Origin of the sequence: Actinoplanes sp. NPDC049598 (assembly GCF_040675435.1) — a bacterium.
Lineage (GTDB): Bacteria > Actinomycetota > Actinomycetes > Mycobacteriales > Micromonosporaceae > Actinoplanes.
Map to the genome: position 1 here is coordinate 1 of NZ_JBFAOX010000045.1, position 13,058 is coordinate 13,058.

Annotated in this window: 8 protein-coding genes and 1 riboswitch; of the genes, 5 read left to right on the top strand and 3 right to left on the bottom strand. The window is 71.2% G+C overall.

Annotated elements, in window-relative coordinates:
* Positions 1-269 precede the first annotated feature (269 nt).
* Positions 270-333, top strand: a riboswitch (guanidine-III (ykkC-III) riboswitch).
* A gap of 10 nt (positions 334-343) precedes the next feature.
* Entirely contained in the window at positions 344-658 is a 315-nt protein-coding gene (locus AB0J66_RS47785; RefSeq protein ID WP_364675624.1) for a multidrug efflux SMR transporter, read from the top strand.
* Positions 659-964: 306 nt separating this feature from the next.
* On the opposite strand, the gene AB0J66_RS47790 is transcribed toward AB0J66_RS47785, so the two are convergent.
* Entirely contained in the window at positions 965-1,795 is an 831-nt protein-coding gene (locus tag AB0J66_RS47790; RefSeq protein ID WP_364675627.1) for a helix-turn-helix domain-containing protein, read from the bottom strand.
* Between the two features lie 69 nt (positions 1,796-1,864).
* A complete protein-coding gene (locus tag AB0J66_RS47795) occupies positions 1,865-4,804 on the bottom strand; it encodes a glycine--tRNA ligase (protein ID WP_364675630.1) in 2,940 nt (979 codons plus the stop codon).
* Positions 4,805-4,849: 45 nt separating this feature from the next.
* Here AB0J66_RS47795 and AB0J66_RS47800 point away from each other — a divergent pair, with 45 nt between their 5' ends.
* From AB0J66_RS47800 to AB0J66_RS47810, 3 genes are all read left to right on the top strand, one after another.
* Positions 4,850-5,992 (top strand): acyl-CoA dehydrogenase family protein, encoded by a 1,143-nt coding sequence (locus AB0J66_RS47800; RefSeq protein WP_364675632.1) that lies wholly within the window; start codon positions 4,850-4,852, stop codon positions 5,990-5,992.
* A gap of 10 nt (positions 5,993-6,002) precedes the next feature.
* Positions 6,003-8,126 carry an FUSC family protein gene (locus AB0J66_RS47805; protein WP_364675635.1) on the top strand — a complete coding sequence of 708 codons (2,124 nt, stop codon included), beginning with the start codon at positions 6,003-6,005 and terminating at the stop codon, positions 8,124-8,126.
* A 134-nt stretch (positions 8,127-8,260) separates the two neighbouring features.
* A complete protein-coding gene (locus AB0J66_RS47810; RefSeq protein ID WP_364675638.1) occupies positions 8,261-8,881 on the top strand; it encodes a hypothetical protein in 621 nt (206 codons plus the stop codon).
* On the opposite strand, the gene AB0J66_RS47815 is transcribed toward AB0J66_RS47810, so the two are convergent.
* Positions 8,874-10,382 (bottom strand): sensor domain-containing diguanylate cyclase, encoded by a 1,509-nt coding sequence (locus tag AB0J66_RS47815; protein ID WP_364675641.1) that lies wholly within the window; start codon positions 10,380-10,382, stop codon positions 8,874-8,876. The two genes, AB0J66_RS47810 and AB0J66_RS47815, sit on opposite strands and share 8 nt — an antisense overlap.
* Before the next feature lie 230 nt (positions 10,383-10,612).
* On the opposite strand from AB0J66_RS47815, the gene AB0J66_RS47820 reads away from it, so the two are divergent.
* Positions 10,613-13,054, top strand: a complete 2,442-nt coding sequence (locus AB0J66_RS47820) for a LamG-like jellyroll fold domain-containing protein (protein ID WP_364675643.1) — start codon at positions 10,613-10,615, stop codon at positions 13,052-13,054.
* Positions 13,055-13,058: the final 4 nt, after the last annotated feature.

A 13,058-nucleotide genomic window follows, 5' to 3' on the forward strand; every position in this document is an offset into this window, starting at 1 on the left:
GTGCTGAATGCCTTCGCCATCACCTTCGGTGACCGCTGGCCGGCCGCCGAAACCTACTAACCAAGCGCCGGAAACACCGATCTTGGTACGGACCCACTTGAACACGTTCAACCATGACCGAGGTTGAGCCGGGGCCGGGTTGGTGCCGGGGCCGGGGCGGGGTTGAGCCGGCGCTGGGGCCGTCGGGGCGGAGTTGAGGTGGGCGGGTGGAGAGATGAAGCACCACCGCGGGTGTTGCCGCTAAGGGGCGGGGTTTGCCACGATTCAGGGGTGAGCCCGGCGGGGCTCCCGGACGAGGGGTGCCGTACCCGGTGTGCGCAAAGACGGTGCCAGGGAGATTGTCATGTCCTGGCTCGTTCTCGTCATGTCCGGTGTTCTTGAGGCCGTCTGGGCGACTGCCCTCGGTAAGTCCGAAGGCTTCAGCCGGCCGGTTCCCACGATCGTCTTCGGGGTGGCCATTGTCGCCAGCATGGGTGGGCTTGCCTACGCCATGCGTGACCTGCCGGTCGGGACCGCCTACGCCGTCTGGGTGGGCATCGGCGCCGTCCTCACTGTGGTTTACGCCATGGCCACCGGCACCGAATCGGCGTCCCTGCTGAAGATCCTGCTCCTGGCGGGCATCATCGCCTGCGTGGCCGGGCTCAAGTTCCTCCACTGACCGGATCGCAGGGTCGGCGGCGAGACGGGCTCGGCGAGCAGGCGGTGCGGGCTTGTGTGCGGTCCACCGAAGGGTGAGCCTGCAGGGCATGGCCGCCCAGGTCCTCCAGCACGATCACGCCGGATCCGTAGTGGGATGACCAGCTCCCGGTAGCGCTGTCCCTCGTGGGCCAGTTCCCGGGGCCCCGCTTGACGATCACCGAGGCGGGGCCGGGCCTGTCCAGGCGGTTCCGCCAGACTTCGGACAGGCCCCAGCCGCGCAACAGCTCACCGCCGGTGATCGTGCCTTCGAGGTCGGGGACCCAGGTCAGGTTGCCTCGACCGGGAGCCACAGTTCCCAGGTGCCGGGGTCGATCACGGCGACGATCTCGGGGCCGGGGCGTAGTCGCCACGGGTTCGAGGGGAACCACTCGGTGGCGGTGGCGGCCCAGGTCTCCTGCAACGAGGTGGTACGGAACACCGCCCACGTCCCGGACGCCACGTCGATGGTGTCGAGATCTTCGGGGACGGGTGTCGCGGCCGTGACGGCGACGCCGTGCAGGTAGGTGAGCGGGCTGCCCTCCGTACGGTCGGGGTCCAGGTCGTCGCTGACCTGGAGCAGACCCGCCGGGTCGGTGTCGCCGAGGTCCTTGAGGCGTTGATGCTCCGAGGCCGGCAGGGCCGTGATGTGCTGCTGGATGTGCGGGTTGACGCCGTGGTGGATCAGCGGGACGCGGGCGGCGTGCCCGGCGAGCCGGAACGCGGGGCGGTGGGCGATGCGGGTGTCCATGGGGGTGCTCCCTTCGACGGTCAGGCGGAACCTGAGCTGGGGTTGTGACCGCAGGGGGCCGCCGTCGCGGCGGACGTCGCCGGGGGAGGCCCCGTGCACGGCCCGGAACGCGCGGCCGAACGCCTCCGCCGAGCTGTAGCCGTAGCGGACGGCGATGCTCAACAGGTCGTCCCGGCCGCGCACCACGTCGGCGGCGGCGACCGTCATGCGGCGCCGGCGGATGTACTCCGACAGCGGCATGCCGGCCAGCGAGGAGAACATCCGGCGCAGGTGGTGCTCGGTGGTGCCGAGCTTCCGGGCCACTTCGCCGACGTCCAGTTCCTCGAGCGATTCGACCAGGACGACCAGTTGATTCAATGCCGCGATCACGGGATCCACTCTGGCCGAGACAGCACGGGCCGCGCCCGATCGGCGCGGCCCGTTGTGATCGGATGAAACCTAGAGGCGGAGCTCGGGCCAGTCGAGCAGGCCCGCGCCCAGGTCGCGGACCGTGGCCAGCAGGCCGAGGCGGGCCGCGCGCAGGGCCGGGTCGTCGGCCATCACGAAGACCTCGTCGAAGAAGCGGGCCAGCGGCGACACGAGCGGGCCGACGGCCGTGGTGAAGGCGACCAGGTCGGGGCCGAAGTCGGCCTTCACCGCCGAGACGGCCTCGTGCAGGGCCAGCTCGGCCGGCTCCTGCAGGACGGCCGGGTCGTAGCCGGCGACGGTCTCGGCGGGCACGATGCGGCGGGCCCGCTGAATGGCCGCGGCCACCGCGACGAAGTCGGCGTTGCCGACAAGAGAGGCGAGTTGGGCGAGCAAGCCGTCCACCACCGACGGACGGTCGTAGTGGATCAGGGCGGCGCGGACCCGGTCGACCGGGGCGCCCTCCTCGACCAGCGCCTGCTCGAGACGCCGGGCCAGGAACTCGCCGGCCGCGGTCAGCACCTCGGCCGAGACGGGCACCGGCTGCTGCTCCGCCGCCGCCGCCAGGCCCGAGGTCAGCGAGAAGTCCGACAGGGCCGGGTGGGCCCGGTGCACGGCGAGCAGGCCCAGCACCGCCCGGCGGACGGCGAACGGGTCGCTGCTACCGGTGGGCAGCCCAACGGTGGCCGCCAGTCCGGCGACCAGATCGAGCCGGTCGGCCAGCGACAGCAACGCCCCCGGGATCGAGGCGGGCAGGGCGTCGCCGGTGTTGCGCGGCAGCTCGGCCTCGTAGACGGCCTCGGCGACGTCGCGCGGCTCACCCGCGTGCAGCGCGTAATCGCGCGCCATCACACCGGCCAGCGAGGTCATCTCGGTGACGAGCTGCGAGCCGAGGTCGAACTTCACGAGGCGGGCGGCTCGGCCCAGAGTGGCCGACGACAGGCCGAGCGACGAGGCGATCGAGGAGGCGAGCGTGGCGATCCGGGCCGAGCGGTCGGCCATCGAGCCCAGCTTGTCGGTGAAAGTGAGCCGGTCCAACCGGGAGCGCATGTCGGCCAGCGACGTTGACCGGTCGGCCCGGTAGAAGAACGCGGCGTCCTCGTAGCGGGCCCGCAGCACGGCCTCGTTGCCGGCCCGGACCAGCTCGACGTCCACCGGCCCGTTGGCCACGGTCACGAACATCGGCAGCAGGGCGCCCGACGAGTCCCGCACCGGCAGGTACCGCTGGTGCTTCTTCATCACGGTGGTCAGCACCGCGTCCGGCAGCGACAGGTAGCTCTCGTCGAACGTGCCCAGCAGCGGCGTCGGCGCCTCGACGAGATAGCTGATCTGCTCGATCAGCGCCGCCTCGCCGGCCACGTCGACCCGGCCCTCCGGATAGACGTGGTCCTGGGCGCCGGTCACGATCAGGTCGTGCCGGTCCTCCGGGTCGGCCACGATGCCGGCCAGCGCGAGCGTCTCCATGAACGTCTCGGCCGACGCGATCTCCACCACAGGCGTCTCGGACGTCCGCAGCAGCCGCGTCTGCCGTCCGGCGGCGAGCGTGCCGAGGGCCACCGGCACCACGTCGTCGCCCCACAGCGCGGTCAGCCAGCGGACGGGCCGGCTGAACGACAGCTGCGGGTCGTTCCACCGCATGTTCTTGGCCCCGCGCAGGCCCGAGACGACCTTCGCGAGCACGGCGGCCAGCACGGTGGCGGCCGCGCCACCGGCTTCGTGCTTCTCCACGACATGGTGCTGTACGCCGTTGACGTCGCCTACGGCCAGCGATTCGACGGGGATGCCCTGGCTGCGGGCGAACCCCTCCACGGCCTTGGCCGGCGCGCCGACCTTGGGGCCCTTCACGGTCCGTACATGGTCGGTCTCACGCGCCGCGACGGAGGCGACCACCGCGACCAGCCGCCGGGGTGTGGCGAAGGTCCGGATCTCATCATGGGCCAGGCGGGTGCCGGCGAGGCCCTCGGTCAGCGCCTTCTGCAGGTAGGCCAGCGCGGCCCGGGCCTCGGACGGCGGCAGCTCCTCGGTGCCGATCTCGAAGACGAGGGTGCGCGGCTGGGTGCGCTCGGCCGGGGTGGAGTACGGCGTGGCCGGCGGCAGCGGCTCGACGAGACCGAGCGGATGGCCCTGCTCGTCGCGGCGGGCCACCCACAGCTTGGCCACGTCACCGGCGAGGCGGCGCATCCGGGCGAACTCGGCGGCCCGGTCGGCGGTGGAGACGGCGCCGCGCGAGTCGAGCACATTGAATGCTTGGGAGCACTTGAGCACGTACGTGTGGGCGGGCACCGGCAGGCCGGCGTCGATCAGCCGCTGGGCCTCGGCCGCGTAGATCTCCAGCAGCTGCCGGTTGGCGGCCACGTCGGCGTCGTCGAGGTAGTACCGCGACATCTCGTACTCGCTCTGGCCGAACACCTCGCCGTAGGAGATGCCGTCGGCGTACTCGATGTCCTTGAAGTGGGTCTTGTCCTGCAGCGCCATGATGATGCGCTCGATGCCGTACGTGATCTCGACCGACACCGGGTCGAGGTTGAGCCCGCCGGCCTGCTGGAAGTAGGTGAACTGGGTGATCTCGAGGCCGTCGAGCCACACCTCCCAGCCCAGGCCCCAGGCGCCGAGCGCGGGGGAGGCCCAGTTGTCCTCGACGAAACGGACGTCGTGCGCGTTCACGTCGATGCCGATGGCGGCCAGGCTGCCCAGGTAGAGCTCCTGCGGGTTGCCCGGGTCGGGCTTGAGGATCACCTGGAGCTGGGTGTGGGTCTGCAGGCGGTTCGGGTTCTCGCCGTAGCGGGAGTCGTCGGGCCGCACGGACGGCTCGGTGTACACGACCCGCCACGGCTCGGGGCCGAGCACGCGCAGGAAGGTCGCCGGGTTCAGCGTCCCCGCACCGACCTCCGTGTTCATCGGCTGGACGGTCAGGCAACCCTGAGCGGTCCAGTACGCGGTCAACCGGGCCAGTGCGTCCTGCATGGTGAGCATGGGTCCGAAGTCTAGGACCCGGCCGATGAGGGTAGGGAGTCAAATATGCTCGACGGTGATCTTTACGCCTTTCAGGACCTGCTACCCGAGGACGAGGCCGCCGTCGTGCGGCGGGTCCACGATTTCCTCGACGCCGAGGTCGTGCCGATCGCGAACGACCACTGGGCCCGCGCCGAGTTCCCGCACCACCTGATCAAGCGGTACGCGGATCTCGACATCGCCGGCCGCCAGGGCTCGAACCTGCTCAACGGCTGGCTCGCGCTGGAGATGGCCCGGGCCGACGCGTCGATGGCCACCTTCTACGGGGTGCACGCCGGTTTGGCCATGGGCAGCATCCGTACCTGTGGGTCGGCCGAGCAGCAGGCCCGCTGGCTGCCCCCGATGGCCGCGTTCGACAAGATCGGGGCGTTCGCGCTGACCGAGCCCACCGGCGGCTCCGACGTGGCGGCCGGCCTGCGCACGACGGCCCGGCGCGACGGGGACGAGTGGGTTCTCGACGGCAACAAGCGCTGGATCGGCAACGCCACGTTCGCCGACCTGATCATGGTCTGGGCCCGCGACGTCGAGGACGACAAGGTCAAGGGCTTCGTCGTCCCGCGGGAGACGCCCGGCCTGACCGCCACCAAGATCGAGAACAAGATCGCCCTGCGTACGGTGCAGAACGCGGACATCGTCCTCGAGGGCGTCCGCGTGCCCGAGGCCGACCGGCTGCAGAACGCGAACTCCTTCAAGGACACCGCGAAAGTGCTGCGGCAGACCCGCAGCGGCGTGGCCTGGGAGGCGGTCGGGGTCATGCTGGCCGCGTACGAGATCGCCCTGAACTACGCCAAGGAGCGCCAGCAGTTCGGCAAGCCGATCGCCTCGTTCCAGCTGATTCAAGACCTGCTGGTACGGATGGTCGGCAACGTGACCGGCTCCCTGGGGATGTGCGTGCGGCTGGCCCAGCTGCAGGACGCCGGGCAGTACCGCGACGAACACTCGGCGCTGGCCAAGGCGTACTGCACGACCCGCATGCGCGAGGTGGTCGGCTGGGCCCGGGAGATCCTGGCCGGCAACGGGATCGTCCTCGATTACGACATCGGGCGCTTCGTGGCCGACTCCGAGGCCCTCTACTCGTACGAGGGCACCCGGGAAATCAATACCTTAATTGTGGGGCGGGCCATCACCGGCGAGAGTTCCTTCGTCTGATAATCCCTGGATGGACTGGTTACGGCGCCGGGATCCCACCTTCACGGTGATCCGGCGGGCGGCCCGCGTCACGCTGGTCGCCTGCCTCGGCTTCTACCTCTGCGAGTACGTCTTCGGCCTACCGGCCATGGCGCCGTACGCGCTCTTCGGCGCCGTGGCCCTCGGGGCGCTCTCCACCATCCCGGGCAGCCCCCGCCAGCGGGCCAAGACGCTGATCGCCGTCCTGCCGGTCGTCTGGCTGCTCGTCACCATCGGCACGCTGCTGTCGGTCAGCAACTGGGCGGCCGCGGCCGGGATGTTCGTGCTCGGCTTCACGGTCAGCTTCGTCGGGGTCGGCGGCCCGCGCCTGGTCGGGCTGGCGGCCGGGATGCAGCTGCTCTACATTCTGCCGTGCTTCCCGCCGTACGACCCGGGCTCGCTGGGGCAGCGGCTGGCCGGCGTGACGATGGCCGTCGTCCTGCTCGCAGTGGCCGAGCTGGTGCTCTGGCCCGATCCCACCCCCACGCCGTACCGCGAGCGCCTCGCCCTGGCCGTCTCCCGGCTGGCCGCCTGCTTCGACGCGCTCGCCGACGACTGGTCGGGCCAGGACGGGCGCTCCCGGCTGGCCGCGCTGCTGCCCGAGGTCACCGAGGCAGCCGAGGCGCTGCGGCCCTCCCACCTGCCGCCCGGCCTGCGCCCGGCCTCGGCGAGCCGGCGCGACCGGGCCCTGAGCGCGGCCGCCGGCACCACCCGGCTGCTGGTCGGGCGGGCCGCGGACCTCTACTTCCAGCCGGACCGGGAAGCGGTCACCCGCCCCGCGTCGGCCCGGCTGCTGCGGGCGGCGGCCGGCTGCACCGACACGGTGGCCGGCTGGCTGTACGGCACGGGGCCGCTGCCCGACACCGACCGGCTGCGGGCCGCCCTGGCCGACTTCCGAAAAGCGCGTACCGAGACCGACCCGAGCGGCCTGCCACCGGAACGGCTCGAGCTCGGCGCCCTCGCCCTGTCGCTCGGCGAGTGGACCAAGACGCTCGTCGTCGCCATCCGGATCGCGGGCGGGGAGCGGCCCACCTCGCTGCTCGAGCCCAGCGCGTTCTGGTACGCGTCGCGGAGCACCCCGTACCTCTGGTGGCACCGCCTCAAGGAGAACCTGACACCCCGCTCGGTCGCCTTCCAGGGCGCGCTGCGGCTGGCGGCGGCGCTGGCCGTGGCCCGGCTCGTGGCCGGTGAGCTCGACCTGTCGCACGGCTTCTGGGTCCTCCTGACGATCATGACGGTGCTCCGGGCGTCGGCCGCGGAGACCCGCTCGGCGCTGAAACCGGCCCTGATCGGCACGATCGCCGGGTCCGTGGTGGCGGCCGGCTTGCTGCTGCTCGGCCTCGACCCCACGGTGTACGCCGTACTCCTGCCGCTCGTGATGCTTCTCGGCCAGTCGGCTGGCCCGCTGCTCGGCCTGGGCTGGTCCCAGGCGCTGTTCACGCTGGTCATCACGCTCGTCTTCGCCCAGGTGACGCCGGTCGACTGGCGCCTGGCCGAGGTCCGCGTGCTCGACGTGGTGATCGGGGCGATCGTCGGCGTGCTGATCGGGTTGTTCGCCTGGCCGCGGGGCGGCGCGGGGGAGCTGCGCCGGGCCGCGGCGAACTTCATGGCGGCCTCGGCCGGCGTCGTCCGCGAAACGGTCGCGGTGATGGCCCGCGGCTCGCATCAGGGAAGCGCGCTGCCCGAGGCCCGGGGCGCGAGCCTGCTGGCCGAGGCGTCGTTCGCCCTCTACCAGAGCGAACGCCACCCGGACTCCCCGGTCGACTGGCAGGCGACGTTGCTGGCCGGCCACCACGCCGTACGCGGCGCGGAGGCCCTGGTCCGCTCGTGCCCGGCCGGCGGCCTGCTGCCATGCGACGCCCAGCTGACCGCGGCGGCCGAGGACGTAGCCACCTGCTTCACCCGGGCCGCATCCTCCCTGCAGCGCGGCGAAGCCCTGCCGGAGGTGCCCCCGCCGGTGCCCGTGCCCTGGCCCAACGACCTCGGCCAGGACCTGTATGTCATAGCCGACCTGCGCGTCTGGCTCACCGGCCTCCGCGACGACCTGGCCGGCCGCCCCGAGCCGAGCGACACCCTGCGCGCCCGCACCACCCGAGTCGCCGACGGCGCCGCCTGACCCCGACCCCGGCCCACCCCTACCCAGCCCAACCCGCCCCTGCGCGCCTGCCAGTCGGCCCTTCCGCGCCCGCCCCTCTCGCCCCAGGCGCTATTTCACGAAATTTCGGGCGGAAGGCTGGCATCGTCGGCGGGGTGAAAGGTCTCAGCCGGGCGCAGGCCACGCGCGGCGTCGAACAACGCCTCGAGGCCACCCTGCACGCGCACGCCGGCCTTCGCCTGGTGCCGATTCCGGCCGCGCTGTTGCGGCCGCCGCCGGGGGAGGGCGCGCGGGTTCTCCGGGGCGGCCACCTGCCCGATCTCGGCGACACCGCGGACGCGATCTACGACGAGATCCGGCACTTCTGGGAGGAGTCGGGCTGCCGGGTCGAGGACGGGCCCGGGCCCGACGGGCGTGTGCTCGTCGTGCACGACCCGGCCGGTTACGTCATCACGCTGACCCACCTGGCCGGTGACGCCGACCCGACCCTGACCGTGGCCTCGCCCCGGGTGCCGGCCGAGATGATCGACCGGGGGCTGCTGGCGGGGCTGCTGGCCGGCATCGCCCTCGGCTGCGGCGGCCCCTGCCTGTTCTCGCTCGGCCCGATGACCGCGTTCCCGTCCCTGGCCGGTCTCTCCGCCCCGTACTGGGGCTGGATCCCGCTCTATCTGTTGATCGGCGCGTGCGCCTGGTTCCCCGAGACGCGCAAGTTCGGCGCCGGCTTCCTGGTCGCCGGCGCCGTCGTCGGCCTGTCGGTGGCCGGCATCTTCAGCTGAGCGGCGACTGCGCCCGGCGTTTGCCGCCACCGAGCTGCTTGGTGTCGCGCTTGGCCTCGTACATCGCCGCGTCGGCCCCCTTCATCAGGGCCTCGTAGTCGGTGGCGTCCTCCGGGTACAGCGCGAAGCCGACGCTGCCGCCCACGGTCACCTGCTTGCCGTCGATGGTGAACGGCTGCCGCAGCCGGTCGCAGATGCGGTCGGCCACGGCCGAGGCCACGGCGTCGTCCGGGTCGCGGGTCAGCAGGATGGCGAATTCGTCGCCCCCGAGGCGCGAGACGACGTCGTCGTCGCGTACGGCACCGAGAAGCCTTTTTGCCACCTGCTGGAGCAAGGCGTCCCCGGCCTGGTGCCCCTCGGTGTCGTTGACCTGCTTGAAGCCGTTGAGGTCGAGCACCATGAGCGCGACCTGACCGCCGTGGCCGGCCGCGTCGGACACCGCGGCCTCGGCCCGTTCGATGAGGTAGGACCGGTTCGGCAGCCCGGTCAGTGAGTCGTGGAACGCCTGGTGGCTCAGCTGTGCGACGTGCGCCTGGGCCGCCTGCCGCATGCCGGCGCTGTCGACGATCAGCGTGCCCTCGACGGACAGCTGCTCGGCGAAGATCCGGTCGCGGAAGGTCCATTCCCGCAGCGCCGAGGAGTCCCCGCACAAGATCATGCCGACGGGTCCCTCGGCCGACATCAACGGCATGGCGATGTACGACTTCAGGCCGATCACGCGTACCGGGCCGCCGGGCAGCACGTTGGCCGTGGCGGCGTCGTTGGTCAGCGAGACCTTTCCGTCCTTGATCGCGTGCCAGATCGGGCTCTGGTCGATCGACTGGCCGAGCGTCGGCGCGAGGGCGCTGTCACCGTCGGGCAGGTTGACCCCGTGCGCGTAGTTGATCATGCCGTTGCCGTCGATCAGGAAGACCGCGGCGTGCTCGGTGCGGAAGCCGTCCGCGGCGGCGCCGGCCAGGACCCGCCCGGCGGCCTCGACGCTGGTCGCGGCCATGCCCTCCTCGAACAGGCGGCGGATGATGGCGGTGTTGTGCGAGACCCACTGCCGCTGCTTCTCGGCCGTGAGGCCCTGCAGCGTGGTGGCGAAGTGCAGGGCGAGCGCGGCCAGCACGTCGGCGCGCAGCGTCTCCAGGGCGCTTCCGGTCAGCAGCAGGACGCCGACGGTCTGCCCGCCGATGCGCAGGCGGATCGGCATCTGCTCGCCGGTGACCTTCGGCGGGGCGCCGGCCGCGAGCCGGAACACCTTGCCGGCGGTGAAGGCGTCGCGCTTGCCCGGCTCGCCGAACTGGGCGGTCGGGAAGAGCATGCCGGTCTCGGCGTCGAGCTCGAAGACGGTGGCGGCGGTGAGACCGGCCGCCCGGATCAGGTGCGGGCGGGTCAGGTCGAGGACGTGCTGGACGGAGGGGGTGTCCTTGGTCATGAACGCGACGAGGTCGGCGAGCAGCGCCTCCTGCGGCTCGTCGACGGTCTCCGGGCCCAGGAGCCGGATTTCGCTGCTCACGCTCATGGTCATATGAGTCGGCGGCCGCGGCGGCCGGTTGAGCCCCGGTGGTGTAACGAACAGGCGTTGTTCGGGTGCACCTGGGTTCCCGCCCCGCCGGGTCCAGCCTTTTCAGGTCTTGCCTCTTCGGGCACACATCGATGTTCATGAGTCCTTGACGCTACCTGTGAAACATTGTTGAAATGTGTTGGCTCATGGCGTAACACGAGCGACCGAAGGGATCTTCGCGCGTGAAAAGACATGCTCTGCTAGCCGCCGCCGTACTTCTCCTCGTAGGCACCGCCGCCGCGCCCGCCAGCGCGGCCCCGACCTGGCATCCCGGCATCCCACCCCTGGCCACCCCGTGGACCAGCAAGGTCGGGCCCACCAACGCCCTGCCCGACTACCCCCGGCCCCAGCTCACCCGTGACAAGTGGCAGAACCTCAACGGGGTGTGGGAGTTCGCCAAGGCCGACGTCAACCAGGCCGTACCGGCGGGGCAGAGCCTCGGCGAGCGCGTGCTGGTTCCGTACCCCATCGAATCCGCCCTGAGCGGCATCCAGCGGCACGAAGACCGCATGTGGTACCGCCGGACCTTCACCGTGCCGGCCAACTGGAAAGTCGGACAGGGCAACCGCCTGCGGCTGAACTTCGGCGCGGTCGACTACGACGCCAAGGTCTACGTCAACGGCACCCAGGTGGCCACGCACCGGGGCGGCTACGACGGCTTCGACGTCGACGTGACCGGCGCGCTGAAGGGCACCGGCCCGCAGGAGCTGATCGTCTGGGCCGAGGACCTGACCGACGCCACCGGGCAGCCGATCGGCAAACAGCGCCGCACGAGCGACCGCGGCATCTTCTACCAGGGCAGCTCCGGCATCTGGCGTACGGTCTGGATGGAGCCGGTGCCCGCCGCCTCGATCACTTCGGTGGACACCACGCCGTCCTTGTCCGCTTTGCAGCTCAAGGTGAACGTGGCCGGCGGCAGCGGGCTCACGGTCAAGGCGGTGGCCCGCGACGGCTCGCGGGTCGTCGGCTCGGTCACGGGGGCGGCGGGGGCCTCTCTGTCGCTGCCGATCGCCAAGCCCAAGCTGTGGACGCCGGACAACCCGTTCCTGTACGACTTGACGGTCACGCTGGTCGACGGCGGCCGTACGGTCGACACGGTCGGCTCGTACTTCGGCCTGCGCACGGTCGGCACCGCCAAGGGCGCCGACGGCAAGCTCCGGATCACCGTGAACGGCAAGATCCTGTTCAACATGGCCAACCTCGACCAGGGTTTCTGGCCCGACGGCCTCTACACCGCGCCGACCGACGCCGCCCTGAAGTGGGATCTGCAGCAGGACAAGGCGATGGGTTTCAACGCGGTCCGCAAGCACATCAAGGTCGAGCCCGACCGCTGGTACTACTGGGCCGACAAGCTGGGCCTGCTGGTCTGGCAGGACATGCCGTCGTCGAACACGGGGCCCATCCCGCCCGAGTGGCGTGACCAGTTCGAGGCCGAGTTGCACGAGATGGTCCGCGAGCACTCGTCGTGGACGTCGATCGTCGCCTGGGTGCCGTTCAACGAGGGCTGGGGCGAGTGGGACCGGGCCGCCACCGGCCGGATCGCCACCAGCGTGCAGGAGCAGGACCCGTCCCGCCTGGTCAACGCGCACAGCGGCGTCAACTGCTGCAACTCCAAGGGCGACTCGGGCGCCGGCGACGTGATCGACTTCCACCAGTACCTCGGCCCGGCCTCCCCGGCCCCGTCCGAGACGAGGGTGTCGATCGACGGCGAGCACGGCGGCTACGGCCTGAAGACGTCGAACCACATGTGGTTCGGCGACGGCCAGGCCTACGAGATGGAGCCGGACTCGGCCACGCTGACCGCGAAGTACGTCGGCAACCAGGAGGACGTGCTGACATCGGCCCAGTACTGCGGCATCAGCGCCGCGATCTACACCCAGTTGTCGGACGTCGAAGGTGAGCTCAACGGCTTCTTCACGTACGACCGCCAGGTCACCAAGATGGACCTCCGCAAGGTCAAGGCCATCAACCAGAAGATCGTCCGCCAGGCCAACGGCAGCGGCGCCTCGGTCCCGCAGCCACCGGCCGGCACCCCCGGCCTGACCGGCATCGCCTTCTGGCCGCTGGACGGCTCCTACGGCTCGCTGACCCCCGCCGGCACTTTCGTCGAGGGCCACAACGGCCAGGGCGTAGCCCTCAACGGCTCCACCGAGTTCCTCGACGCCGGCTCCCCCCTGCTGAACACGGCATCGGATTACTCCGCCGCCGCCTGGGTCAAGCTCGACAAGGCCGACGGCGCCTTCCAGACCGTCATCAGCCAGGACGGCCCCACCAACAGCGACTTCTTCCTCCAGTACTCCGGCGCCGACCAGCGCTTCGCCATGAGCTTCGCCGGCGTCCGCGCCCTCGCTTCGTTCAAGCCCAACCCCGGCCAGTGGTACCACCTGGTCGGCGTCCGCGACACGGTCAAGGGCGAGCTCCGCCTCTACGTCGACGGCAGCCTGGCCGGCTCGGTCAGCGCCTGCCTCCCGCAGGCCGCCCCCACCGGCAACACCGTCATCGGCCGAGGCAAGTACGGCGGCAACCCCGTCGACTACCTGGACGGCACCGTCGACCAGGTCCACCTCTACGACCGAGCCCTCTCCGCCGCTGAGATCACCTCCCTCTACGAATCCGGCAACTGAGGTA